This is a genomic window from Pseudomonas subflava, from assembly GCF_023823685.1.
Taxonomy (GTDB): Bacteria; Pseudomonadota; Gammaproteobacteria; order Pseudomonadales; family Pseudomonadaceae; genus Aquipseudomonas; species Aquipseudomonas subflava.
Window position 1 is genome coordinate 642,362 of sequence record NZ_JAMXBF010000001.1, and the last position, 25,792, is coordinate 668,153.

The window sequence follows — 25,792 nt, forward strand, 5'->3', positions numbered from 1 at the left end:
TCTCAATAGAGGTCGGTGCGCTTCACCGGCTTGACCGCCTGGATGAAGCTGTAGCCCAGGCCGATGTCGGTTACCACGCGGGTGCACATGGCGGGGATGGCGATCAGCGCGTGGATCAGCATGGCAACCGCCGCGTAGCTGCCGAACTCGAGCGCGCGCAGGAGCCGCGGCAGAGGGTCGCGGCGGCTCTCCAGCAGATCGTGGCGCAGGGCCGGCAGGTCGGCCCAGTGCTCGCCGTCGATCTTCTCGCGCATCGCCCGCGGATACAGGTTGCGGCTGCGACAGCCGCGGCGGAAGGCGCGCCACATGCGCCTGGGCTCCAGCACCAGGCCGGTGGAGAGGGCGATCAGGTTCATGGTGCCGAGCAGCGGCGAGTTGAGCATCGAGCCGGTGCCCAGCTCCCAGGCGCTGACCTCGCCCTCGCCGATGCGCCCGGTGCTGTAGCTGGTCGCGACGTGGTGCAGGTCGTGGTACTTCAGGTAGACGTGGCGGGTCTCGATGTTCGGCAGTGGCACCAGCAGGCAACCGGTATACACCGGCACGGTGCAGGCCTGGCGGTCGGCGGTGTCGCTGAAGCCGCAGCGGCGGTAGAAGGCGGCGAGTTCTTCCCTGAGCGTCATGCGTGTCTCTCCTGATCAGCGCGGGTACAGCGGCGGCAGCGCGCTGCCTTCCTGCGGGTTGGCCACCGCCTCCAGCGGCGGCAGGCTGCGGATCGCCTTCCACAGGCTCTCGCCCTGCCACTGGTGGCCGGTCTCGCTGTAGAGCGCGCCGTTGAGGCCGTCGAGCGCGTCGGAGAGCGGCGCGAAGCGGGCGGCCATGTCGGCCAGGGTCTCCGGCTGCTGGCGCGCCCAGGCATCCAGGGCCTGGCGGGTGGCGTGCGGGTCGTTGGCCTGGCAGGCGCGCTTGAGGTCGTCGAGCAGGGTGCGCGGGCTGGGGCCGGTCTGGGCGGTCGGCAGGATCGCCGGCTGGCGCCTGGCGTGCCACCACAGGCCGAAGCCCAGGGTGGTGGTCAGGGCGAGCAGGGCACAGGCCAGTTGCCAGGCCCAGAGCAGCGGATTGTGCTGTGCCAGCGGCGTCGGCACGCTCACCGGCGATTCGACTTCCAGCGCGGGGTTGCGCGCCACGTCCAGGGTGCGCGCCGGCAGGCTGGCGGTTTCCAGGCGATCCTCGTCGGTGTTCCACCACAGCACGCGGACTTCCGGCAGGTCGACGCGGCCGCTCTGGCTCGGCACCAGCGCCGTGCTTTCTTCGCGGCTGCCGATCAGGCCCTTGTCGTTGATCTCGTTGCGCTGCTGCGGCTGGTCCGGGTAGCGGCGCAGGCCCGGACCGTCCTGGGTCGGCAATGGTGGCAGCTGGGCGCTGGACAGGCCCTCGGCGCGCAGCATGATGCTGCGGGTCAGCGAGTCGCCGACGCTGGGGTTGATCGGCTCGGGATTCCACGCCTCGCTCAGGCTCAGCGCGCGGGCCGGCAGCCAGGGCGCGTCGGCCGGCCAGGCGGCGGGACGCGGTTTGACCGTGAGCGGGATTTCCGGCGACTTGACCCGGGTCAGGCGTCCGGGGCGCGGGCCGAAGAGGTTGTAGTTGTGGTCGCGCAGCACCGGCGTGGCGCTGAATTCCTGCGCGGGAATCGTCAGCGTGCCGCTCTGCTGCGGGAAGATGGCGTAGCGCAGCTCGATCACGCCGTGGCGCACGCCGTTGACGTCGGTCTCGAAGGTGCGCGGTTCGCCCAGCTGTTCGACGCGTGCGCCGGGGATGCTCAGCGGGGTCAGGCTGCTGTCGTCGTACAGCGAGACCGAGTGGTAGATGCGCAGGGTCAGCATCGTCTGGGCCTGCACGTAGACGCTTTCCTGGTCCAGGCTGGCGTCGATGAAGATGGGCGCCAGCTTGCCGTTGCCGGCGCTTTCGCTCTCGTCCACCTGCAGGGTGATCGGCTGGCTGCGGGCATCGCCCAGCGTCAGCGGCGGCACCACCACGAAGCCCGTCTCCTTGGGCAGCAGGGTGACGATCCAGCGCGTGCTGGAGCCCTGGTTCGACATGTTGTTTTCCTGGCGCGTGCTGATGCGCTCGAACAGCGGATCGAGCGGGGCCAGGTCGGGCATGCCGAACTGCGTAGCGTCGTCCGATTCGAGGATCAGGTCGAAGGTCTCGCCTTCCTTCAGGCGGGCGCGGTCGACGGTGGCGGAAAAGGTGGCGGCCCACAGCTGCGTGCCGAGCAGGCAGAGGAGGAGGGCACAGAGCAGGCGTTTCATCGGGACTGTTCCTGGCGCTGCTGTTGTTCGTAGAGGAATTTGCGTCGCAGCAGCTCGCCCGGATTGTCGGGGATCTGCCGCAGCCACTGTTCGAGCGCGTCGCGCTGCTCGCCGTCCAGCGGTGCGACGCCGCCGTTCGAGGGATTCTCCGGTTGGCCCTGGCCGGGCTCCTGCGGGGCCGACTGGCCCTGGCCGTTCTGCGGGCCCGGCTGCTGGGCTTGCTGCGCTTCGCCTTGTTGGGCGTCCTGGGAAGGCTGCGGTTGCGCCGGGGCCTCGCTGGAATCCTGTTCGGGGCTCGATTGGCCCGCGCCGGGTTGCGGCTGGCCGTTCTGTGGATTCGGCTGCGCATCCTCCTTTGGCGAGTCCTGGCCCTGTTGCTGCGACTGTTGCTGCTGTTGCTGGCGCAGCAACTGCTCGACCAGGGCCTTGTTCTGCTGCGCCTGCTGCAGCTCCGGTTGGCGCTCCAGGGCCTGCTCGTAGGCGTCGATGGCGGCCTCCAGCTCGTTGCTCCTGGCCAGCGCATTGCCGCGGTTGTAATGGGCCGCGGCACTGTCGGAGCGGGCGAAGCGCTCGGCGGCGCCGGCATAGTCGCCGGCGCGGTACAGCGCCTCGCCCTGCCACTGCGGGTCCTCGAAGCGCTCGGCGGCGCGCTTGGGTTCGTCCGCCTGGAGCAGTCGCTGGCCCTGCTGGTCGGGGCGCAGCCAGAGGTCGTCCCAGCCCAGCGCATAGCTCGGTTGCGGCGCCAGGCACAGCAGCGGCAGGCAGAACAGCCAGCCGCGGCGGCCGGCACAGGCGGCGATCAGCAATAGCGGCAGCAACAGCCAGTGGCCCTGGTCGGCCCAGGCGGCCAGGTGGGTCGGTTCCGCGCCTTCGCGCAGCTGTTGCGGACCGTCGAGCAGGTCGAGGCCCTGCAGGTCGCTGTCGTCCAGGCGTGCCTTGCGATAGTGCCCGCCCAGTTCGCCGGCGAAGCGGCGCAGACCGGCGCCGTCCAGGCGCGGGACCAGGATCGCGCCGTCGGCGCCCTTGACCAGGCTGCCATCCTCGCCGCGGATCGGCGCGCCCTGAGCGGTGCCGACGCCGAGGATGGCCAGGCGTTCGCCACGGTCGCCGAGGGCGGCGCGGATGCCTTGGCGTTCCTCATCGCTCAGCGCGCTGCCGATCAGCAGCAGCCGTCCGCGTCCCTGGGCGCCCTGTTCCAGCAGCGCCAGGGCCTTGGCCACGGCCAGATCGGCGCGGCGACCCGGCTCCGGCATGATCGAGGGGCGGATCGCCTCCAGCAGGTTGCGCGCCGTGGCCAGGTCGTCGGACAGCGGTACCAGGGTGTGGGCGCTGCCGGCATAGACGACGATGGCCGTCTGCGCGTCGTTGCGCGCCTGCAGCAGGTCCAGCAGCTTGCGCCGGGCCTGTTCCAGGCGATTCGGCGTGGCGTCGGTGGCGAGCATCGCGGGGGTGAGTTCGAGCAGCACTACCAGCGGGTCGGCGCGCTTCTGGCTGGCCTGTTCCAGGCGCTGCCAACTGGGTCCGAGCAGCGCCAGCAGGGCGAGCAACCAGGCCAGGCCGAGGGCGACCCACGGCAGCTTGTTGCTGCGTGCGCGCCCACCGCTCAACAAGACTGCCTGGAAGGCGGCCGGCAACAGCTGCTGCCAGCGCCCGCTGCGTCGTTCGCGGTGCCACAGTAGCCACAGCAGCCAGCCGAGCAGCGGCAACAAAATCAGCCAGAACGGGCGCAGCCAGTGCGGCCAGAGCATCTCCATCAGGCCGACCTCCCGAGGCGAGAGGTCAGCGCCTGCCAGCGCTGCGGCCACAGCTCCCGCGCTACTAGCAACAGGCTGACCAGCAGCGCCGCGCCCAGCGGCCAGGGGTACAGCGCCTCGGCGGGCCGCGCTCGGGTCGGCAGCTGGGCGGCCGGCTCCAGGCGGTCAAGGGTTTCCTCGATCTGCCGCAGCTCTTCGGTGGTGCGGGCGCGGAAATAGCTGCCGCCGGTCTGCTCGGCGATGTCGATCAGCGTCGCTTCGTCCAGGTCCACGCCCGGGTTCAGCCCGAGCATGCCGAGGATGCCGCTCTGCTGCGGGTCGGAGCCGATGCCGATGGTGTAGATCTTCACCCGCTGCTCGGCGGCCAGGCGTGCGGCGACCTTGGGTTCGATCTCGCCGCCGTTGTTGGCGCCGTCGGTGATCAGCACCAGCACGCGGCTGTCGGCCGGTCGCTGGCGCAGGCGCTTGACCGCCAGGCCGATGGCGTCGCCGATGGCGGTCTGCGGCCCGGCGATGTTGATCAGCGCTTCGTCCAGCCAGGTGCGCACGGTGCGTCGGTCGAAGGTCAGCGGCGACTGCAGGTAGGCGCGGCTGCCGAACAGGATCAGGCCGATGCGGTCGCCGCGGCGGTCCTCGACGAAGTCGCCGAACAGGCGCTTGACCAGCTCCAGGCGCTGGATGCTTTCGCCTTCCCATTCCATGTCGTCGTGGTCCATGGAGCCGGACACGTCCACCGCCAGCAACAGGTCGCGGCCGCTGGTGGGCAGCGGCAGCGGTTCGCCGACCCATTCGGGCCGGGCCGCGGCGATGACCAGCAACATCCACAGCAGGACGAAGGGCGCCTGCTGGCGCCAGGCCGGCAGATGGGCACGGGCGCGGCGGCCGCTGAGACCTTCGAGTTCGGCAAGGAAGCTGACCCGCAGCGCCGCCTCGCCGCTGTCCGCCGCCGGCAACAGGGCGCGCAGCAGCCAGGGCAGTGGGGCGAACAGGAAGACCCAGGGCCAGGCGAATTCAAACATGCTTGCGGATCCAGGTGTCGACGGCCTGATTGAGGCCGTTGATGGCCTTGTCGTCGAGGCTGCAGTGGCCGCGGTAGCCGCCTTCCACCAGCACCATCCAGCGGGTCAGGCCGGCGGCCGGGCAGCGGTTGTCGAGGAAGGCCAGCCAGGCGCGCCCGCTGAGCACATGGCTGTTGTCGTGCGGATAGTGGGCACGGGCCAAGCGCTTGAGCAGGGCATTGAGTTGCTGCAGCCAGGGGCCGGCGTGCTGCCCATCGTAGGGACGCACCAGGCTCGCCAGCTCGGCCAGGGCGGCCTGGCGCGCCGGGTCGAGCGGCTGCTCCTGCGCTTCCAGCGCCCGCGTGCGTTTCGGCAGGTGGCGACGCAGCAGCCACAGGCCCCAGAGCAGCAACGGCACCAGCACCAGCAGCGCCCACCAGCCGGGCGCCGGCGGCCACCAGGGCACCGGCGGCGGGGCGATGGTCGGTTGCAGCTGATCGAGCGGATTCATGGACGCTTGCCCGCCTGCGGCCCGCTGAGGTGTTCGCGCAGCTGTTCGACCAGATCCTCGGCGGTGGACAGCGCCAGCAGCGGCACGCCGAGCTTCTGCGCCATGCGCTGCCAGCGCGCACGGCGCTGTTCGGCGAGGCCGCCATAGGCCACGCGCAGGTCGCCGCCGCGGGTGTCCAGTTCCAGCCGCGCGCCGCGTTCGACGAAGCGCAGCAGGCCGGCGTTGGGCAGGTCATGGTCGAGCGGATCGGACACCGGCAACAGCAACAGGTCGGTGTGGCGCCCCAGCAGGCTCAGCTGCTGTTCGGCGGCGTCGTTCAGGGTGCGCTCGTCGCACAGGATCACCACCAGGCTGCCGGGGCGCAGCACCTCGCGGGCGCGGCGCAGGGCCAGGCCGAAGCTGTCGCGCTCGCCGACGGCGTCCGGGTGCAGCGCCTGGTTGGCGCGGGCCAGGCGGTTGAGCAGCTGCAGCAGGCTCTGCTTGCTGCGACGCGGCTTGATCTCGTGGTGCTCGGCATCGCCGAACACCAGGCCGCCGATGCGGTCGTTGTGCGCCAGCGCGGCCCAGCCGAACAGGCTGGCGGCCTGGGCGGCGAGCACCGACTTGAACTGCAGGGCCGAGCCGAAGAACAGCCGGCGGCTCTGCTCGACCATGATGAAGATCGGCCGCTCGCGCTCCTCATGGAACAGCTTGGTGTGCGGCTCCTGGGTGCGCGCGGTGACGCGCCAGTCGATGGTGCGCACGTCGTCGCCGGCCTGGTACACGCGCACCTGGTCGAAGTCGACGCCGCGGCCGCGCAGCTTGGAGTGGTGCAGACCGATCAGCGGGCTGCGCCGGGCCGGGGTGGAGAACAGCTGCACCTCGCGCACGCGATGGCGGATCTCGATCAACTCGGCGAGGCTGACGCGGATGCCCGGTGGAGTGGGTTGCACGTGCATGGCGTCAGCCCGTGGCCCGGATGCAAAGCGGGAGGGCGGCATGCGTATTCCCGGATTGCATCCGGGCTACGGGCACCCACGGATTGGAGAGGGTCGGGGAGAGGGCGGCGTGGCCATGTACCCTCTCCCCCGACCTTTCTCTCGCGGGCGGGAGAGGGGAGCAGCCGGTAGCCCGGATGCAATCCGGGGGCGAAGTGCGGGCCACCCCGGATTGCATCCGGGCTACGACTGGCGGCTTCACTCAGGCCACCGCCACCACGTCGAGGATGCGCTGCACCACGCGGTCCTGGTCGATGCCGGCGGCTTCCGCCTCGAACGACAGGATGATGCGGTGGCGCAGCACGTCGAACAGCACCGCCTGGATGTCCTCGGGGCTGACGAAGTCGCGGCCGGCCAGCCAGGCGTGAGCGCGGGCGCAGCGGTCCAGGGCGATGGTGCCGCGCGGGCTGGCGCCATAGGCGATCCATTCGGCCAGCTCGGCGTCGTGCTTGGCCGGGGTGCGGGTGGCCATCACCAGTTGCACCAGGTATTCCTCCACGGCGTCGGCCATATAAAGGCCGAGGATCTCTTGGCGCGCGGCGAAGATCGCCTGCTGGCTGACCCGGTGCTCGGGCTTGGCCTCGCCGTGCAGCGCCTCGCCACGGGCCTGGGCGAGGATCTTGCGTTCCACGCTGGCGTCCGGGAAGCCGATCTTCACGTGCATCAGGAAGCGGTCGAGCTGGGCCTCGGGCAGGGGATAGGTGCCCTCCTGCTCAATGGGGTTCTGCGTGGCCATCACCAGGAACAGCGGCGACAGGTCGTAGGTCGAGCGGCCGACGCTGACCTGGCGCTCGGCCATCGCCTCGAGCAGCGCCGACTGCACCTTGGCCGGGGCGCGGTTGATCTCGTCGGCCAGCACCAGGTTGTGGAAGATCGGCCCCTGCTGGAACACGAAGCTGCCGGTTTCCGGCCGGTAGATCTCGGTGCCGGTGATGTCGGCGGGCAGCAGGTCGGGGGTGAACTGGATGCGGTGGAACTCGGCCTCGAGGCCCTCGGAAAGCTCCTTGATGGCCTTGGTCTTGGCCAGGCCCGGCGCGCCTTCCACCAGCATGTGGCCGTCGGCGAGCAGGGCGATCAGCAGGCGCTCGACGAGCTTGTCCTGGCCGAGAATCTGGGTGGCGAGAAATTGCCGCAGCGCGACGAGCGCCTCACGATGTTCCATCGGGAATTTTCCTGGAAAGGGACTGACGAATCGTCGAATTCACCCCAAAGGGGCTGCTAACTCTACTGCATCGGAGCCGTGGCTGGCATGTCTTCGGCCGGGCTCTGCCGACCAGTTCCGCTTCGCGCCGGCGCCGCCGAGCCATCGCCCGGCAGCTCGCCGACGCAGCGCAACAGGCTGTTGCCCGGCCGCGGGCCGCGCACCTCCGGCGCGCCGAGCAGGCGCACGGCCAGGTAGTAGGCGAATGCCAGCGGCCAGGCCATGCCGGCTTCGCGCAGCATGCGAAAAAACAGCAGGTCGGCCTCGTGCTTGGCCACCGGCGCGGCGTTCAGGTACTGGTACAGGGCGTCGTGCACCAGGCTCGCCGGGTGCGCCAGCGGCCAGAACACCTCCGCCTCGCAGAGCGCGCCGCCGCGCAGCTGCAGCACCGGGTGCGGCTTTTCCCACCAGTCGGGAATGCCGATGATCGCCAGCCAGTAGAACGGCACCTTGGGCGTGCAGCCGTCCCAGGCGTAGGTGGTGGGGCGGGCGAAGTCGTAGCGAACCTCCTGGCGCGCGAGGTCCACGGTCGAGTGGCCCGGATTGACGATCAGCAGGCCGTCGTGGATCACCAGCCATTCGCCATAGAAGTAGCGCCCGGCGAACTCGGGGCAGCGGCGCAGATACGGCTGGTCGATGTAGTTGAGCCAGGGCCCCCAGTGATTGCGGCTGGCGAAGCCCCACTTTTCCTGGTCGGCGGCCAGCGTGGCGGCGGCCCGGCGCAGGCGTTCGCGGCGCCCGAACCAGCGTGGCAGCAGCACGCCGAAATAGACCGGCACGCCGGCCCACAGCAGCGGCTGTACCAGGCCCGGGCGCAGCCAGGCGGCCAGGCCGAGCAGGGCCAGGCCGATCGCGGTGATCAGCAGGTTGCCGAAATGGAGGACCAGACGGCGGCGGAGTGGAGACAGCATGCATTCCCTTCCGGAGGTCGTGGAGGCGCAACATAGCATGCCGGCGCCGAGCCCGTGGCAGACGCGCCGGCGCGCCATCGTCGGTCGATGAACGAATATGTCGCGCCGCCGCAATCCAGCCGCCATGGGCTGTCGCTAAGCTTGCCGTGACCTGATGGTCGACGCGCGCACCGTCGGGTTCCGGGGATCGCCTAGACTGCCTTGAACCCCGCGCAAAGCGCGTCACCTCACGAACAACAAGTCCAGTGGAGCATTACCATGGCGTTCTTCACCGCGGCCAGCAAAGCCGACTTCCAGCAGCAACTGCGAGCGGCCCTGGCCCAGCACGTCGGCGACGAGGCGCTGCCACAAGTGGCGCTCTTCGCCGAACAGTTCTTCGGCATCGTTTCCCTCGATGAGCTCACCCAGCGCCGCCTCGGCGACCTGGCCGGCAGCACCCTGTCTTCCTGGCGCCTGCTGGAGCGTTTCGACGCCGCCAAGCCGGTGGTGCGGGTGTACAACCCCGATTACGAGAAGCACGGCTGGCAGTCGACCCACACCGCCGTGGAAGTCCTGCACGAAGACCTGCCGTTCCTGGTCGACTCGGTGCGCATGGAGCTGAACCGTCGCGGCTACAGCATCCACACCCTGCAGAACAGCGTGTTCAGCGTGAAGCGCGGCAAGGCTGGCGAGCTGCAGCAGATCCTGGCCAAGGGCAGTAATGGCGAGGACGTGCGCCACGAGGCGCTGATGTACCTGGAGATCGACCGCTGCGCCAATGTCAGCGAGCTGCGTGCGCTGGAGAAGGGCATCCAGGACGTGCTGGAGGAAGTGCGCCTGGCGGTGGCCGACTTCGCGCCGATGAAGGCCAAGGCCGAGCAACTGCTGGCCTGGCTGGACAAGGCCAAGCTCAAGGTCGATGGCGCCGAGCTGGCGGAGGTCAAGACTTACCTGGCCTGGCTGCTGGACAACCACTTCACCTTCCTCGGTTACGAGGAGTTCACCGTCGTTGACGAGAAGGACGGTGGCTATCTGGTGTACGACGAGTCGTCGCTGCTGGGCCTGTCCAAGCGCCTGCGCCCAGGGCTGACCAGGGACGACGTGCACATCGAGAAAGAGGCCGTCGAGTACCTGCGCAAGCCGGTGCTGCTGTCCTTCGCCAAGGCCGCCACGCCGAGCCGCGTGCACCGCCCGGCCTACCCGGACTTCGTCTCCATCCGTGAGCTGGACGCCAAGGGCAACGTCATCAAGGAATGCCGCTTCATGGGCCTGTACACCTCCGCGGTGTACGCCCAGAGCGTCAGCCGCATCCCCTACATCCGCCGCAAGGTCGATGTGATCGCCGAGCGTTCCGGCTTCGACCGCAAGGCGCACCTGGGCAAGGAACTCGAGCAGGTGCTGGAAGTGCTGCCGCGCGATGATCTGTTCCAGACCCCGGTGGACGACCTGTTCAACACCGCGATCTCCATCGTGCAGATCCAGGAGCGCAACAAGCTGCGCCTGTTCCTGCGCCGCGACCCCTACGGCCGCTTCGCCTACTGCCTGGCCTATGTGCCGCGCGACGTGTACTCCACCGAGACGCGCCTGAAGATCCAGCAGATCCTCATGGACCGCCTGCAGGCCAGCGACTGCGAGTTCTGGACCTACTTCTCCGAATCCGTGCTGGCGCGCGTGCAGTTCATCCTCAAGGTTGACCCGAAGAACCGCGTGCAGATCGACCCGGTGCGCCTGGAGAAGGAAGTCATCCAGGCCTGCCGCTCGTGGAAGGACGACTACGCCAGCCTGACCGTCGACAGCTTCGGCGAGGCCCAGGGCACCCAGGTGCTGGCCGATTTCCCGAAGGGCTTCCCGGCCGGCTACACCGAGCGCTTCGCCCCGCATTCGGCGGTGGTGGACATGCAGCACTTGCTGAGCCTGTCCGACAGCCGCCCGCTGGTGATGAGCTTCTACCAGCCGCTGACCCAGGGCGCCCAGGAATTGCACTGTAAGCTGTACCACGCCGACACGCCGCTGCCGCTGTCCGACGTGCTGCCGATCCTGGAGAACCTCGGCCTGCGCGTGCTCGGCGAGTTCCCGTACAAGCTGCGCCGCGCCGACGGCCGCGAGTACTGGATTCATGACTTCGCCTTCACCACCGCCGAGGGCGTCAGCGTCGATATCCAGGAGCTCAACGAGACCCTGCAGGACGCCTTCGTGCGCATCGTCGAGGGCGCGGCCGAGAACGATGGCTTCAACCGCCTGGTGCTGAGCGCCGCCATGCCCTGGCGCGACGTGGCGCTGCTGCGTGCCTACGCCCGCTACCTCAAGCAGATCCGCCTGGGCTTCGACCTCGGCTATATCGCGTCGACTTTGGTGAATCATGCCGACATCGCCAAGGAGCTGGTGCGCCTGTTCCGCACTCGCTTCTACCTGGCGCGCAAGCTGTCCGCCGAGGATCTGGAGGACAAGCAGCAGAAGCTCGAGCAGGCCATCCTCGCCGCGCTGGACAACGTCGCGGTGCTCAACGAGGACCGCATCCTGCGGCGCTACCTGGACCTGATCAAGGCCACCCTGCGCACCAACTTCTTCCAGAACGGTGCCGACGGCCAGGCCAAGCACTACTTCAGCTTCAAGCTCAGCCCGCGGCTGATCCCGGAGATCCCGCGGCCGGTGCCGAAGTACGAGATCTTCGTCTACTGCCCGCGCGTCGAGGGCGTGCACCTGCGCTTCGGCGACGTGGCCCGCGGCGGCCTGCGCTGGTCCGACCGCGAGGAGGACTTCCGCACCGAGGTGCTGGGCCTGGTCAAGGCGCAGCAGGTGAAGAACGCGGTGATCGTGCCCATGGGCGCCAAGGGCGGCTTCATCCCGCGTCGCTTGCCGGTGGGCGGCTCGCGCGACGATATCCAGGCCGAGGCCATCGCCTGCTACCGCATCTTCATCAGCGGCCTGCTCGACGTCACCGACAACCTCAAGGAAGGCAAGGTGGTGCCGCCCGAAGGCGTGGTGCGCCACGACCCGGACGACCCCTACCTGGTGGTGGCAGCCGACAAGGGCACCGCGACCTTCTCCGACATCGCCAACGGCATCGCCCAGGACTACGGCTTCTGGCTGGGCGACGCCTTCGCCTCCGGCGGCTCGGCCGGCTACGACCACAAAGGCATGGGCATCACCGCCAAGGGCGGCTGGGTCTCGGTGCAGCGCCACTTCCGTGAGCGCGGCATCGACGTGCAGAAGGACCCGGTCACCGTGATCGGCATCGGCGACATGGCCGGCGACGTGTTCGGCAACGGCCTGTTGCTGTCGGACCAGCTGCAGATGGTCGCGGCCTTCAACCACCTGCACATCTTCATCGACCCGAATCCGGACCCGGCCAGAAGCTTCGCCGAGCGCCAGCGCATGTTCGCCCTGCCGCGCTCGTCCTGGGCCGACTACGACGCCAAGCTGATATCCGAGGGCGGCGGCATCTTCCTGCGCAGTGCCAAGAGCATCGCCATCAGCCCGCAGATGAAGGCGCGCTTCGACATCGCCGCCGACAAGCTGGCGCCCAACGAGCTGATCAACGCGCTGCTCAAGGCGCCGGTCGACCTGCTGTGGAACGGCGGCATCGGCACCTACGTCAAGTCGAGCAAGGAGAGCCATGCCGACGTCGGCGACAAGGCCAACGACGGCCTGCGCGTCAACGGCAACGAACTGCGCGCCAAGGTGGTGGGCGAGGGCGGCAACCTCGGCATGACCCAGCTCGGCCGCGTCGAGTACGGCCTCAACGGCGGTGCCAGCAACACCGACTTCATCGACAACGCCGGCGGCGTGGACTGCTCCGACCACGAGGTGAACATCAAGATCCTGCTCGGCGAGATCGTCGCGGCCGGCGACATGACCGGCAAGCAGCGCAACACGCTGCTGGCCGAGATGACCGACGACGTCGGCAACCTGGTGCTGGGCAACAACTACAAGCAGACCCAGGCCCTGTCCCTGGCCGAGCGCCGCGCCCGCGAACGCCTGGCCGAGTACAAGCGCCTGATGGCGGCGCTGGAGGCGGCCGGCAAGCTGGACCGCGCGCTGGAATTCCTGCCCACCGACGACGAGCTCAACGAGCGCGCCGCCAGCGGCCGCGGCCTGACCCGACCGGAGCTGTCGGTGCTGATCTCCTACAGCAAGATCGACCTCAAGGAAGCGCTGCTGAAATCCTTGGTGCCGGACGACGACTACCTCGCCCGCGAGATGGAGACCGCCTTCCCGGCGCGCCTGACCCAGAAGTTCGGCGAGGCCATGCGCCGCCATCGCCTGAAGCGCGAGATCGTCAGCACGCAGATCGCCAACGACCTGGTCAACCACATGGGCATCACCTTCGTGCAGCGCCTGAAGGAGTCCACCGGCATGAGCGCGGCCAACGTCGCCGGCGCCTATGTCATCGTGCGCGACGTGTTCCGTCTGCCGCACTGGTGGAGGCAGATCGAGGCGCTGGACTATAAGGTGCCGGCCGAGCTGCAGCTGCAGCTGATGGACGAGCTGATGCGCCTGGGCCGCCGCGCCACCCGCTGGTTCCTGCGCAGCCGCCGCGAGAACCTGGATGCCGCCCGCGACGTTGGCCATTTCGCCCCGCGCGTGGCCGAGCTGGCCGGGCGTCTGGACGAGCTGCTCGAAGGCCCGGCCCGCGAGCAGTGGCTGGCGCGCTACCAGGCGTTCGTCGAGGCCGGCGCGCCGGAGGACCTGGCCCGCGTGGTCGCTGGCACCAGCCACCTGTACACCCTGCTGCCGATCATCGAGGCCGCCGACGTTGCCGGCAAGGATGCCAGCGAAGTGGCCACCGCCTACTTCGCCGTGGGCGGCGCGCTGGAGCTGACCTGGTACCTGCAGCAGATCACCGGCCTGCCGGTGGAAAACAACTGGCAGGCCCTGGCCCGCGAAGCCTTCCGCGACGACCTGGACGGTCAGCAGCGGGCGATCACCATCGCCGTGCTGCAGATGGCCGAAGGTCCGAAGGACATCGAGGAGCGCGTTGCCTACTGGCTGGAGCAGCACAAGACCCTGGTGCAACGCTGGCTGGCCATGCTCGCCGAGCTGCGCGCGGCCACCGGCACCGACTACGCCATGTACACCGTGGCCAGTCGCGAGTTGATGGACCTGGCGCAGAGCGACAACCAGAGCGTGCGCGTTTCCTGATGCGTGCGGCCCCTTTCCCGCCCGGGGAAGGGGAACACTCTCTCGCCGGTGCGTGTCTGCGCCGGCGGAGGTGGCTCCGCCTGTACGGCTTCGGTTAGCCCGCTCGACACAATCGGTTCGTCGCGCCGAGGCGAGGTTCGTGTTCCGGCACGGGCCTTGCCTCGGCAAGCGGACAACGGAGAGTAGTCATGACCGACATCCTGATTCTGACCCACGTCGATTATTGTGCTCCGGGCCATCTCGCGACCATGCTGGACGCGCAGGGTCTCGACTTCACGGTGCTGCGCACCGACCTCGGCGAGCTGGACGGCTACGACCTGGAGCGCCCCCGCGCGGTGGCGGTGATGGGCGGGCCGATGAGCGTCAACGACGACCTGCCGTGGATCGCGGTGGAGATCGCCGCGCTACAGCGTTTCATCCAGCGCGACATTCCCCTGATTGGCCACTGCCTCGGCGGCCAACTGATTGCCCGCGCCCTGGGCGCCGCGGTGCATCGCATGCCCTATACCGAGGCGGGCTGGCAGCCGCTCGAGCGGCGCGACGCCGACAATCCCTGGCTGGCGCACCTGCCGCGCGAGTTCCCCGTGTACCAGTGGCACAGCGACACCTTCGACTTGCCGCCCGGCGCCGAGTGGTTGCTCTCCAGCCCCTGGTGCCCGAACCAGGCCTTCGCCTGGGGTAACAAGGTGCTGGCCCTGCAGGGCCACCCGGAAGTGACCGAAGACCTGGTGCGCAACTGGCTGCGCGACTGGTCGCACCTGCTCGACGAGACCCAGCCGAGCCAGCAGAGCCCACGGCAGATGCTCACCGACCTGCCGGCCCGGATCGCGGCGCTGAACAGCGTGGCCGAGGGATTCTATCGGCACTGGCTGCGCCTGGCGTTCGGCGAGCGGGGATTGGCTCAGGTGCGTTGAACCTTAAGGCGCGCCGTTCGGATAGGCCGCGGGGCGCAGGTCGGACCTCTTGCTCCTCGCTACTTGGGGCTGCCTTTCCGCCCGACCATATGCCCTAGATACCCAATCAACTGTTCCAGCTCCTTATCGCTTAAAACCTCCCGACTAAACCCCGGCATCCGCCCCTGCGGCCATTTCCGTAGGCTCTGCGGATCACGAATGTACCGCCGCAGAAAATCCCCCGCGAAATACTCCGTCGGGTTATGCGGAATATTCAGGTCCGGCCCGAACTGCGAATCTCCCGCGCCGTTCAGGCGGTGGCAGGCCAGGCAGTTCTTCTGGAACACCGCGAACCCCGCCCGCACCTCGGCGTTGGCATCGGCCGCCGGCAGCAGCGCGGGAAAACGCTTCGCCACCGGGGCGAGCAGGCGGAAGGTGGAAACCTGAAACGGCCACTGCTCCGGACCGATCTGCGCGGCTTCCGGGTTCTGCCACACCAGATAGAAAGGTCCTGCGCTGGGCTTGCCGGTGGCCAGGGCGGGCCATGGCTGGGCCGGGTCTTCCACCGCCAGCCAGGCGCGGGCGCCCTGGGTGCCGAGTAGCGGGGCGGCGGGGAGTTCGGCGGCGAAACCGTCCAGGGCCACGGCTTGCAGGTGGTCGCCGGGTTGTACACCGTCGAGCAGGGCGGCCAGCGGTACGGCGCGGTAGGTCATGTCGCGCTTGTAGGCCACGTCTGCGGGAATTTCGATCTGCCGGGCCCGGGGATGGGCGAGCAACTGTTCGGTGCTCCAGCTGCGGCTGCCGCTGGCGAGTTCCAGCTTGAGTTCGGCGGCCCAGGCGGCAGGCGCCAGCAGGGCGGCGAGCAGAGGCAGGTGGGCAATATATTTGAGCGGGTTGTGCATATCAGTCCTTGAGTGCGGGTTGCAGGTGGTCGTAGCTGCCGGCGTTGATCACGTTGTTGTAGCCCAGCTCCAGCAAGCGGTCCTGGGCGATGCCGGAGCGTCGGCCGCTGCGGCAGTAGAGGACGATGGGGGCGTCCTTGTCTGGCGCCACTTCGGCGATGCGCCGGGCGATCTGTTCGTGGGGAATCAGCGATGCGCCGGGCAGGGCGCCGTCGGCGAACTCCTCCGTGGTGCGCACGTCGATCAGCACGGCATTCGGTTGCTCCAGGGCGGCGAGGGCGGCGGGCTGGTCGATTTCGCCGGCGTGGGCGAGGGGCAGGCAGAGGCTCAGGCTGAGCAACAGGGTACGCATGGCGATGGCCTCGGGCGTGGAGGGGATTCCACGCTAGCACAGCGGCGCCTGCGGCAGAGATGTGGGAGGGGTTGTTCCGCGGCCCGAGCAGCGACGGCATCGGGCCACGGCGAGTATAAGGACGATCAGCTGACCAGACGGGGGACGTTGGGCAGGATCAGGATGACGGTGGTGGCGAGAACGATCAGGCTTGCCTGCCGGTACTTGTCTCGTTTGAACATGATGCGACTGCCTTTGTTCTTGTAGGCGTTCCGGCCTGTGCCCGTAGCACGCTGCGGACGGGGCGAACACCGTGGCGCGGATAAAAAAGCCGTCCCGGCAAAACCCGGCGACGGCACCTTGCACGTTTAAGGCTAGGGGGCCGGTCACAGCCGCCTTAGACGACTTGGTTTCTAGCGGCGAATAGCTTGAACGCTGTGGTTATTGGCTCCGGTCAGGTCACCAGGCGGCATGCCGCAAGCCAGAGGGGCCGCGGCCCAGCGAAGCGTGGCACTGGCGGCGACGACCGCTCGTCTGAGCCCAATGGTCAACGGGGCTGAGCGCATCGGTCATTGAGTCCGCGGGACGGGGAATTAAGGTAAGGCGACCCGGCATCCGCCGCTGCCATGTACCGAGGACGTCATGACCGAAGCATATATTTTCGACGCCGTGCGCACGCCGCGCGGCAAGGGCAAGAAGGACGGCGCGCTGCACAGCGTCAAGCCGGTCAATCTGGTAGCCGGCCTGCTGCGTGCGCTGCAGGAGCGCAACAGCCTGGATACCCGCCAGGTCGACGATATCGTGCTCGGCTGCGTGACTCCGGTGGGCGACCAGGGCGCCGATATCGCCAAAACCGCGCCGATGGTGGCGGACTGGGACGTCAGCGTCTCCGGCGTGCAGCTCAACCGTTTCTGCGCCTCGGGCCTGGAGGCGGTGAACATGGGCGCGATGAAGGTGCGCTCCGGCTTCGAGGATCTGGTGGTGGTCGGCGGCGTGGAGTCCATGTCGCGCGTGCCGATGGGCTCCGACGGCGGTGCCTGGGTGATGGACCCGGAAACCAATATCCATACCAGCTTCGTGCCGCAGGGTATCGGCGCCGATCTGATCGCCACCCTGGAAGGCTTCAGCCGCAGCGATGTAGACGCCTTCGCCCTGCGCTCGCAGCAGAAGGCCGCGCGTGCCAGCGCCGATGGCTCGTTCGCCAAGTCGCTGATTCCCGTGACCGACCAGAACGGCATCGTCATCCTCGATCACGACGAATTCATTCGCGGTGACAGCACGCTCGAGGGCCTGGGCAAGCTCAAGCCGAGCTTCGAGATGATGGGCCAGATGGGCTTCGACTCCACCGCGCTGCGCGTGTACAGCCATGTCGAGCGCATCGAGCACGTGCACACTCCGGGCAATAGCTCAGGGATAGTCGACGGCGCGGCGCTGATGCTGATCGGCACCCCGGCCAAGGGCAAGGAGCTGGGCCTCAAACCGCGTGCGCGCATCGTCGCCACCGCGGTGACCAGTACCGACCCGACCATCATGCTCACCGGCCCGGCGCCGGCCACCCGCAAGGCGCTGGCCAAGGCCGGGCTCTCGGTGGAAGACATCGACCTGTTCGAGGTCAACGAGGCCTTCGCCTCGGTGGTGATGAAGTTCATGAAGGACATGGGCGTAAGCGAGGACAAGGTCAACGTCAACGGCGGCTCCATCGCCATGGGGCACCCGCTGGGCGCCACCGGTTGCGCCATCCTCGGCACCCTGCTGGATGAGCTGGAGAAGCGCGAGCTGCGCTACGGCCTGGCCACCCTTTGCGTGGGCGGCGGCATGGGCATCGCGACCATCATCGAACGCATCTGACCGATTTGTAGGGTGGATGACGCGAAGCTCATCCACCAGAAGTCGCCCCGGTGGAAAACCGCTTTGCGGGTTTTCCACCCTACGCGGCCCTCCGGATTCGAGGAATGAAAAATGACTGACGCCATCCGTTACGAAAAGGGCCAGGACAATATCGTCGTCCTGACCATCGACATGCCCGGCCAGAGCGCCAACACCATGAACGCGGTATACCGCGAGGCCATGGGCGCCACCGTGGCGCGCCTGGAGGCCGAGAAGGACTCCATCGCTGGCGTGATCGTCACCTCGGCGAAGAAGACCTTCTTCGCCGGCGGCGACCTCAACGAGCTGATCAAGGTCACTAAGGCCGACGCCAAGCCGTTCTACGACATGATCCTCAACATCAAGGGCCAGCTGCGCCGCCTGGAGACCCTGGGCAAGCCGGTAGTGGCCGCGATCAACGGCGCCGCGCTGGGCGGCGGCTGGGAAATCTGCCTGGCCTGCCACCACCGCATTGCCCTGGACAGCTCCAGCGTGCAGCTGGGCCTGCCGGAAGTGACCCTCGGACTGCTGCCGGGCGGTGGCGGCGTGGTGCGCATGGTGCGCATCCTCGGCCTGGAAAAGGCCCTGCCGTACCTGGCCGAAGGCAAGAAGGTGCGCCCGGACGCCGCGCTCAAGGCCGGCCTGATCCACGATATCGCCGCGACCCAAGAAGAGATGCTGGCCAAGGCTCGTGCCTGGATCGTCGCCAACCCGACTGCTGCGCAGCCGTGGGACGTGAAGGGCTACAAGATCCCCGGCGGCACGCCGAGCACCCCGGCCGTGGCGCAGATGCTGGCCATCGCCCCGAGCGTGCTGCGTGACAAGACCAAGGGCTGCTTCCCGGCGCCGGAGAAGATCATGTGCGCCGCCGTCGAGGGTGCGCAGGTCGACTTCGACACCGCACAGCTGATCGAGGCGCGCTACTTCACCGAACTGACCACCGGCCAGGTGGCGAAGAACATGATCGGCACCTTCTGGTTCCAGTTGAACGAGATCAATGCCGGCAGCTCGCGCCCGCAGGGCATCCCCCAGTACGTGACCAAGAAGGTCGGCGTGCTCGGCGCCGGCATGATGGGGGCCGGTATTGCCTATGTGTCGGCGGCCGCCGGCATCGAAGTGGTGCTCAAGGACGTGTCCATCGAGGCGGCGGAGAAGGGCAAGGCCTATTCGGCCAAGCTGCTCGACAAGAAGGTCAGCAAAGGCCACATGACCGCCGACAAGCGTGACGCCTTCCTCGCCCGCATCAAGCCGACCGCCAGCGATGCCGACCTCGAAGGCTGCGACCTGATCATCGAGGCGGTGTTCGAGGACCGCAACCTCAAGGCCAAGGTCAATGCCGCCGCCGAGGCCGCCGCGCTGCCGGATGCCGTGGTCGCCTCCAACACCTCGACCCTGCCGATCACCGGCCTGGCCACCGCGGTGCAGAAGCAGGACAAGTTCATCGGCCTGCACTTCTTCAGCCCGGTCGACAAGATGCCGCTGGTGGAGATCATCCGTGGCGCCAAGACCAGCGACGAGACCCTGGCCCGTGGTTTCGACTACGTGCTGCAGATCAAGAAGACCCCGATCGTGGTGGAGGACAGCCGCGGCTTCTTCACCTCGCGGGTGTTCGGCACTTTCACCAACGAAGGCATCTCCATGCTCGGCGAGGGCGTGAGCGCGGCGATGATCGAGAACGAGGCGCGCAAGGCCGGCATGCCGGTGGGCCCGCTGGCGATCAGCGACGAAGTGTCGATGAGCCTGATGGAGCACATCCGCCAGCAGACCGTTGCCGACCTCGCCGCCGAGGGCAAGCAGATCCCGCAGCATCCGGCGTTCGACGTCATCGAGCTGATGCTCAAGGAGTACAAGCGCCCGGGCAAGGCGGCTGGCGGTGGCTTCTACGAGTATCCGGAAGGTGGCAAGAAGCGCCTGTGGCCGGAGCTCAAGGCCCGTTTCGAGAAGGCCGATGCGCAGATCTCCCAGGAAGACGTGCGTGATCGCATCCTGTTTATCCAGGCCATCGAAACGGTGAGATGCCTGGAGGAGGGCGTGCTGAAGTCGGTGGCCGACGCCAACATCGGCTCGATCTTCGGCATCGGCTTCGCCGCCTGGACCGGCGGTGCGCTGCAGTTCATCAATCAGTACGGGGTGAAGGACTTCGTCGCCCGCGCCCAGTACCTGGCCGAGCAGTACGGCGAGCGCTTCCTGCCGCCGGCCCTGCTGCTGGAGAAGGCGGCCAAGGGCGAGGGCTTCTGATCTCGACCCGCTGCAAACAGAACCGGCCCGCGTGGCCGGTTTTGCTTTTTCGGGCTTTCTGTCATCGTGCTCGCAGGCGCGGTCCAGGAGTGCAGAGGGCGTGTGAACAGCAGATCGGAAATCGGGGCGCTGCTACTGGCGGGGTTGCTGTTGAGCGGCGGCCTGGCCGCGGCCGAACCGCCGCTGAATGTCTACGTCGGTCAGGGGCAGATGCCCTTCGCCGACGACGATCCGCGCAACCGCGGACTGTTCGGCGACCTGATGGCCGAACTCTGCCGCCGCCTGCAACGCGAATGCCTCTATCACAGCGTGCCGTGGAAGCGGGTGCAGGTGACGGTGGCCCACGACCCCTACGGCATCGTGCTCAACCTGGGGCGCACTGCCGGGCGTGAGCGTGGCTTCGTCTGGCTGCTCGATGTGGTGTCCACCTCCTACGTGCTGGCCAGCCCGCGGCAGGGCTTCGACACGCTCGACGAGGCGCTCGCCGCCGGCCCGGTGGTGGTGATGGGCGGCACGCCGCGGGCGCAGGAGGCGCTGGCGCTGAAGAAGGCGGGGCAGGCGGTGGTGGAGGTGACGGACCCGGAGCAGGCGGCGCGCATGCTGCACGGCGGCCGGGTGCTGAGCTGGTACGAGATCGACCTGCGGGTGCACTACCTCTGGCACAGTCTCGGCTACGCCGAAAGCGAGATCAGGACCGGCAAGCCACTGGGCTCGATCGACAGTTTCATCGCCGGCAGCCCGGTGCTGCAGCAGGCCGAACGGCTGTGTACGCAGATGCGACAGGCCTTCGCGGCCATGCGTGCGGACGGCAGCTGGCAGCGCATCCTCGCCCGGCACCTGGGCGACGAGCTGGCGCGGCGCCTGAGCGTTCGCTGAGCGGCGTCGCTCAGGCGGCCTGGCACCAGCCGTTCTGCATGCACACCACGGAGTGGATGGACATCTTCTCGTTCTGCCGGGTCGGCATGCGCAGGGTCAGCAGGCTGCCGTCGTCCATGTGCACCGCGGCTTCGGATTCGAAGTGCAGGCCGGAGTCGGTCAGGCTGACGTAGGTGATGCCATAGGTGTTGCTGCTGGAGAAGGCTTCGGTGATGGTCATGGTCGATCCTCCGAATGAAGCGCCGCCAGGGTTACTGGCGGGCGCGAGCCTGTTGCGGTTGCGGGTTGGTGGCCGGAACGCTGTGGAAGGCGGAGGCGGCGATCAGGCTGGCGAGGGCGGCGAAGCTGCTCATGGTTTTTTCTCCTTGGGAAAGTGGCTGGGTACGGCTGCATGGTTGCCGAGCCGCTGCATCGACAGAAGTGAATGGTGGGCATGGTAGGTATCGAGGCCGCTGATAATTGCCGGATGTCGCCGCAGGCCCCGTGGCTGTTGCGTTCCGACACCGCTTCGATGCACGCTAGCCACCTCTCCCCATCACCTCGGCTGTCTCAGGTAGTCCGCTCCATGTCCCTGCGTATCTGCATTCTGGAAACCGATGTACTCCGCCCCGAACTCATCGACCAATATCAGGGCTACGGCCGCATGTTCGAGCGCCTGTTCGCTCAGCAGCCGGTCGAGGCGGCCTTCGAGGTCTTCAACGTGGTGCAGGGCCACTACCCGGCCGCGCAAGAGCGCTACGACGCCTACCTGGTGACCGGCAGCAAGGCCGACTCGTTCGGCAGCGATCCGTGGATCCAGACGCTGAAGACCTACCTGCTGGAGCGCTACGAGGCCGGCGACAAGCTGCTCGGCATCTGCTTCGGGCACCAGTTGCTGGCGCTGCTGCTCGGCGGCCGCGCCGAGCGCGCCACCCAGGGCTGGGGCGTGGGCATCCACAACTACGAGATGAAGCAGCAGGCGCAGTGGATGAGCCCGGCGCTGGAACAGCTGACCCTGCTGATCAGCCACCAGGACCAGGTCACCGCGCTGCCGGAAAAGGCCACCCTGCTGGCCTCCAGCCCGTTCTGCCCGGTGGCGGCCTACTGCATCGAGGACCAGGTCCTGTGCTTCCAGGGCCACCCGGAGTTCGTTCACGACTACTCCCGCGCCCTGCTCGACATTCGCCAGCGGTGCATCGGCGAGCCGGTCTACAGCAAGGCGGTGGAGAGCCTCGCGAGTCAGCACCAGGGTGTCACCGTGGCCGAATGGATGATGCGCTTCGTGGCCCAGGGCAAGCAGGCCCAGTCGGCCTGATGCAACGCGGGCGGCAGTGCTGCCGCCCGGCGACTTCCCGTAGCCCACGGGCTACCCGATTTCCCAATGCTGCGTGCGGCCCGGTTCTTCCGCGGTGGGCGCGACACGGCGGACAGACGATGCACAGCGAGCCACTCGGCAGTACCCCCTGGAGCAGCGAGCGCTACCAGCAGGGCATGTTCCATCTGCTGCAGGTGGTGCAGGAGCTGTCCCTGGCGCGTGATCTGGAGAACGTGCAGGACATCATCCGCCGCGCCGCCCGGCGGCTGACCGGCTGCGATGGCGCGACCTTCGTGCTGCGCGAAGGCGATCTGTGCTACTACGCCGACGAGGACGCCGTGAGCCCGCTGTGGAAGGGCAAGCGCTTCCCCATGGAATCCTGCATCAGCGGCTGGGTGATGCTCCACGGCGAGCAGGCGGTGATCCCGGATATCTATGCCGACTCACGCATTCCCCACGATGCCTACCGGCCGACCTTCGTGCAGAGCCTGGTGATGGTGCCGATCCGCAGCCGCGAGCCGATCGGCGCCATCGGCAACTACTGGGCCGCGCCGCACCAGCCCTGCGCGGAAGAGGTGCAACTGCTGCAGGCCTTGGCCGACTCCACCTCCATCGCCCTGGAGAACGTGCGGCTCTCCCAGCACCTCGACCACCGCGTGCAGGAGCGCACCCGCGAGCTGCAGCAGGCCTACGACCGTATCCACCGGCTGTCGATGACCGACGAGCTGACCGGCCTGCACAACCGCCGCGGCTTTTACCTGCTGGCCGACCAGGCGCTGCGCCATGCGGCGCGCTACGGCGGCGGCTACACCCTGATGCTGATGGACCTGGACGGCCTCAAGCAGGTCAACGACCAGGCCGGCCACGAGGCCGGCGACGCACTGCTGCGCTGCGCCGCCGAGGTGTTGCGCTCGGTGCTGCGCGAGGCCGACGTGGCGGCGCGCATGGGTGGCGACGAGTTCTGCGTGCTGGCCCCGGGCCTGGCCGGCGACAACCTGTGCCGGCGCCTGCAGCAGGCCATCGCCGCCTGCAACGAGGAAGGTCAGCTGTTTCCGCTGGCCGCCAGCATCGGCCTGGTCGAGGTTGAGGATTGCACCGGAGTGACCCTGGACGACGTGCTGGCCCGCGCCGACGAGCGCATGTACGCGGACAAGCGCAGCCGCCGCGCGAGCGCTACAGCCAGCCCATCCGCTTGAAGTTGGCGAACAGCCCGACGCAACCGAGGCCGACCACGCCGAGCACGCCGAAATAGCCGTAGTGCCAGGTCAGCTCCGGCATGTAGTCGAAGTTCATCCCGTAGATGCCCGCCACCGCCGTGGGAAACGCCAGGATCGCCGCCCAGGCGGCGAACTTGCGCTGGGTCAGACTCTGCCGCGAGGACTCCAGCAGCAGGCCGATCTCGATGGCGTGGTCGGCCATCTCGCGCAGGCCGGTGAGGTCTTCCAGCAGGCGGTTGACGTGGATGGCGATGTCGCGGAAGTACGGCCGCATGTGCTTGTCGATGAAGGGGAAGTCGAGCTGCTGCAGCTCCTGGCAGATCTCCGACAGTGGCGCCACCTGGCGGCGCAGGCGCAGCAGGTCGCGGCGCAGGGCGTGGATGCGCTCCACGTCCGCCTGGGTCAAGGGGCGGCTGAGCACCGTCTGCTCGATGTCTTCCAGCTCGACGTGGATGCAGTCCAGCAGCGGCCGGTAATTCTCGATGACGAAGGCGAGCAGGGCATAGAGCACGAAGTCTTCGCCGTGCTCGAGCAGCAGCGGCCGCGCCTCGCAGCGCTGGCGCACGGTGGAGTAGGGCGCGGAGTCGCCGTAGCGGGCGCTGATCACGTAGCCCTTGCCGGCGAACAGCTGGGTCTCGACGAACTCCAGGCGGCCGTTCGGGCGGCGGATCGGCGAGTACAGCACCATGAACAGGGCGTCGCCGAAGATCTCCAGCTTGGGGCGGGTGTGCTGGGCGATGGCGTCTTCCATCGCCAGTTCGTGCAGGTCGAACTGCTGCTGCAGCACGCTCAGTTCCGGGCTGCCGGGGTCGCGCAGGCCGATCCAGACGAAATGATCGGGCCGTGAGGCCCAGCTGCGCCCCTCGTCGAGCGTGATGTCGGCGACCTTCTTGCCCTTGTGGTACGCGGCGGCGGCAACGACCTGACCCATGGAGTGTCCTCTGCGTGGCGATGCCGCAGCTTAACCCAGGACGTGGCTCAGGTAGCAAAAGGCCCGGCGGGAGTCGGGCCTCGTTCAGCGCGAGGCGTCAGGCCGCGGCCTTGGCCGCGACGGCGCCGTCGAGCTGCTCGATGCACTCGCGCATCATCTGCTGGCAGCGCTCCATCAGTTGCGGCAGGTCGTCCAGGGTCAGCCCCAGGGTGGGGATGGCCGGCAGCGAGCGAATCATCACCTTGCCGCTGCTCCAGCGGTTGAGCCGGAAGCGCCCGGCATAGGTGCTGACGCACACCGGGATGATCGGCACGCCGGCGGCGATGGCCATCTGGAAGGCGCCCTTCTTGAACGGCAGCAGGCCCTTGCCCAGGTTGCGCGTGCCTTCCGGGAACACCCAGATCGAGGTGTCGCGCTGTTGCAGGGTCTCGGTGGTCTGCAGCATGGCCTGCTTGGCCTTGCGGCCGTTGCCGCGGTCGATCAGCACATTGCCGGCCAGCCAGTACAGCTGGCCGAAGAAGGGCACCCACTTCAGGCTCTTCTTGCCGATGCTCACGGTGCGCGGCGGCACCACGCGGCCGAGCACGTAGAGGTCGTAGTTGGACTGGTGATTGGCGACGATCACGCAGGGCCGGTCCTGGCCGAACAGGCTCTTCACGTCAGCCTTGAGCTTCAGGCGCAGCATGCACAGGGCGGGCAGCGAATACAGGCGCGCGCAGAGGCGGCTGTTGTCCGGGTTGAAGGGCCGGCACAGGCCCAGGAGCAGGCCGAGCGTGCCGGCAATGATGAAGTGCACACCCATCAACAACATGCGCGCGAGGAAAAGCATCGGTAAGGCCCGCTGACAGACAAAAAGGCGCGCAGTGTACGGGCGTGCACTGCATTCAGCAATTGACCCCGATCAGCAATTATTACCGCGCATTTCCAGCGCGTTGGCCGGCGTTAGACGCGGAAGCGGCCCAGCAGGCGATCCTGCTCGCCGACCTGCTCGACCATCATCGCGCACTGGCGCACCTGCTGCTCGGCACCGCCGGCCACCTCGTGGCTGATGTCGCGGATGTTGGTGGTGTTGCGGTTGATCTCCTCGGTGGTGGCGCTCTGCTGTTCGGCGGCGGTGGCGATCTGCAGGTTCATGTCGTTGATGCGTGTGATCGCCTCGCGGATGCGCCCGAGCATGTCGTTGGCGGCGCTGGCGTCGTCGGCGGTCCGGCTGGCGGTATCGCGGCTCTGCTGCATGCGTGCCTCGGCCTGGCGCACGCCGGTCTGCAGCTGGTCGATCATCTGGCGGATTTCCTGGGTCGACTGCTGCGTGCGCGAGGCCAGCGAGCGCACCTCGTCGGCGACCACCGCGAAGCCGCGGCCGGACTCGCCAGCGCGTGCCGCCTCGATGGCGGCGTTGAGCGCCAGCAGGTTGGTCTGGTCGGCGATGCTGGTGATCACCGAGAGAATCGACTCGATGTTGTGGCTGAGCTTGGCCAGCTCGTTGATGGCGTGGCCGGTGTCGTCCATCTCGTCGGCCAGG

At 68.1% G+C, this 25,792-nt stretch carries 21 protein-coding genes; 7 read left to right on the forward strand and 14 right to left on the reverse strand.

What is annotated here, in order from left to right; all coding sequences use genetic code 11:
* Nucleotides 1–2: 2 nt before the first annotated feature.
* The 8 genes from NF616_RS03055 to NF616_RS03090 form a co-directional block, all read right to left on the reverse strand.
* Nucleotides 3–620, reverse strand: a complete 618-nt coding sequence (locus tag NF616_RS03055; RefSeq protein WP_252271562.1) for a hypothetical protein — start codon at nucleotides 618–620, stop codon at nucleotides 3–5.
* Between the two features lie 15 nt (nucleotides 621–635).
* Nucleotides 636–2,249: a BatD family protein gene (locus tag NF616_RS03060; protein WP_252271563.1), complete on the reverse strand. Its 1,614-nt coding sequence runs from the start codon at nucleotides 2,247–2,249 to the stop codon at nucleotides 636–638.
* Nucleotides 2,246–4,003 (reverse strand): VWA domain-containing protein, encoded by a 1,758-nt coding sequence (locus tag NF616_RS03065; RefSeq protein ID WP_252271564.1) that lies wholly within the window; start codon nucleotides 4,001–4,003, stop codon nucleotides 2,246–2,248. The genes NF616_RS03060 and NF616_RS03065 overlap by 4 nt, the downstream gene beginning before the upstream one ends.
* Entirely contained in the window at nucleotides 4,003–5,022 is a 1,020-nt protein-coding gene (locus NF616_RS03070) for a vWA domain-containing protein (protein ID WP_252271565.1), read from the reverse strand. Before NF616_RS03070 ends, NF616_RS03065 begins: the two co-directional genes overlap by 1 nt.
* Nucleotides 5,015–5,512, reverse strand: a complete 498-nt coding sequence (locus NF616_RS03075) for a DUF4381 domain-containing protein (RefSeq protein WP_252271566.1) — start codon at nucleotides 5,510–5,512, stop codon at nucleotides 5,015–5,017. Before NF616_RS03075 ends, NF616_RS03070 begins: the two co-directional genes overlap by 8 nt.
* Nucleotides 5,509–6,450, reverse strand: a complete 942-nt coding sequence (locus NF616_RS03080) for a DUF58 domain-containing protein (RefSeq protein WP_252271567.1) — start codon at nucleotides 6,448–6,450, stop codon at nucleotides 5,509–5,511. The genes NF616_RS03075 and NF616_RS03080 overlap by 4 nt, the downstream gene beginning before the upstream one ends.
* A gap of 241 nt (nucleotides 6,451–6,691) precedes the next feature.
* Nucleotides 6,692–7,651 carry an AAA family ATPase gene (locus tag NF616_RS03085; protein ID WP_252271568.1) on the reverse strand — a complete coding sequence of 320 codons (960 nt, stop codon included), beginning with the start codon at nucleotides 7,649–7,651 and terminating at the stop codon, nucleotides 6,692–6,694.
* Nucleotides 7,652–7,713: 62 nt separating this feature from the next.
* Nucleotides 7,714–8,601: a DUF1353 domain-containing protein gene (locus NF616_RS03090; protein WP_252271569.1), complete on the reverse strand. Its 888-nt coding sequence runs from the start codon at nucleotides 8,599–8,601 to the stop codon at nucleotides 7,714–7,716.
* 258 nt (nucleotides 8,602–8,859) lie between these two features.
* On the opposite strand from NF616_RS03090, the gene NF616_RS03095 reads away from it, so the two are divergent.
* Together NF616_RS03095 and NF616_RS03100 are read left to right on the forward strand one after the other, a co-directional pair.
* Nucleotides 8,860–13,722, forward strand: coding sequence for an NAD-glutamate dehydrogenase (locus NF616_RS03095; protein ID WP_252271570.1), 4,863 nt, complete (start codon nucleotides 8,860–8,862; stop codon nucleotides 13,720–13,722).
* Between the two features lie 188 nt (nucleotides 13,723–13,910).
* Nucleotides 13,911–14,636 (forward strand): type 1 glutamine amidotransferase, encoded by a 726-nt coding sequence (locus tag NF616_RS03100; protein WP_252271571.1) that lies wholly within the window; start codon nucleotides 13,911–13,913, stop codon nucleotides 14,634–14,636.
* A gap of 59 nt (nucleotides 14,637–14,695) precedes the next feature.
* Here the strand turns inward: NF616_RS03100 and NF616_RS03105 are convergent, their stop codons facing one another.
* Nucleotides 14,696–15,517, reverse strand: a complete 822-nt coding sequence (locus NF616_RS03105; RefSeq protein WP_252271572.1) for a c-type cytochrome — start codon at nucleotides 15,515–15,517, stop codon at nucleotides 14,696–14,698.
* A gap of 1 nt (nucleotide 15,518) precedes the next feature.
* A complete protein-coding gene (locus tag NF616_RS03110) occupies nucleotides 15,519–15,869 on the reverse strand; it encodes a rhodanese-like domain-containing protein (protein WP_252271573.1) in 351 nt (116 codons plus the stop codon).
* A 621-nt stretch (nucleotides 15,870–16,490) separates the two neighbouring features.
* Here NF616_RS03110 and NF616_RS03115 point away from each other — a divergent pair.
* From NF616_RS03115 to NF616_RS03125, 3 genes are all read left to right on the forward strand, one after another.
* The gene (locus NF616_RS03115) at nucleotides 16,491–17,696 is read left to right on the forward strand and encodes an acetyl-CoA C-acetyltransferase (RefSeq protein WP_252271574.1); all 1,206 of its coding nucleotides are present in this window, start codon (nucleotides 16,491–16,493) and stop codon (nucleotides 17,694–17,696) included.
* 111 nt (nucleotides 17,697–17,807) lie between these two features.
* Nucleotides 17,808–19,952 (forward strand): 3-hydroxyacyl-CoA dehydrogenase NAD-binding domain-containing protein, encoded by a 2,145-nt coding sequence (locus NF616_RS03120; protein WP_252271575.1) that lies wholly within the window; start codon nucleotides 17,808–17,810, stop codon nucleotides 19,950–19,952.
* Nucleotides 19,953–20,054: 102 nt separating this feature from the next.
* Entirely contained in the window at nucleotides 20,055–20,828 is a 774-nt protein-coding gene (locus tag NF616_RS03125; RefSeq protein WP_252271576.1) for a substrate-binding periplasmic protein, read from the forward strand.
* A 10-nt stretch (nucleotides 20,829–20,838) separates the two neighbouring features.
* Here the strand turns inward: NF616_RS03125 and ptrC are convergent, their stop codons facing one another.
* Nucleotides 20,839–21,048, reverse strand: coding sequence for a type III secretion system co-regulatory protein PtrC (gene ptrC, locus NF616_RS03130; protein ID WP_252271577.1), 210 nt, complete (start codon nucleotides 21,046–21,048; stop codon nucleotides 20,839–20,841).
* Nucleotides 21,049–21,393: 345 nt separating this feature from the next.
* Here ptrC and NF616_RS03135 point away from each other — a divergent pair, with 345 nt between their 5' ends.
* Both NF616_RS03135 and NF616_RS03140 read left to right on the forward strand, forming a co-directional pair.
* Complete coding sequence (locus NF616_RS03135; protein ID WP_252271578.1) at nucleotides 21,394–22,122, forward strand: amidotransferase; 729 nt, start codon at nucleotides 21,394–21,396, stop codon at nucleotides 22,120–22,122.
* A gap of 119 nt (nucleotides 22,123–22,241) precedes the next feature.
* The gene (locus NF616_RS03140) at nucleotides 22,242–23,318 is read left to right on the forward strand and encodes a GGDEF domain-containing protein (RefSeq protein WP_252271579.1); all 1,077 of its coding nucleotides are present in this window, start codon (nucleotides 22,242–22,244) and stop codon (nucleotides 23,316–23,318) included.
* Here the strand turns inward: NF616_RS03140 and NF616_RS03145 are convergent.
* From NF616_RS03145 to NF616_RS03155, 3 genes are all read right to left on the reverse strand, one after another.
* A complete protein-coding gene (locus NF616_RS03145; protein WP_252271580.1) occupies nucleotides 23,296–24,270 on the reverse strand; it encodes a magnesium and cobalt transport protein CorA in 975 nt (324 codons plus the stop codon). The two genes, NF616_RS03140 and NF616_RS03145, sit on opposite strands and share 23 nt — an antisense overlap.
* A 97-nt stretch (nucleotides 24,271–24,367) precedes the next feature.
* On the reverse strand, nucleotides 24,368–25,099 hold the full coding sequence (locus NF616_RS03150; protein WP_252271581.1) for a 1-acylglycerol-3-phosphate O-acyltransferase: 732 nt from the start codon (nucleotides 25,097–25,099) through the stop codon (nucleotides 24,368–24,370).
* A gap of 113 nt (nucleotides 25,100–25,212) precedes the next feature.
* On the reverse strand, nucleotides 25,213–25,792 hold a 580-nt coding region (locus tag NF616_RS03155), incomplete at its 5' end, for a methyl-accepting chemotaxis protein (protein ID WP_252271582.1).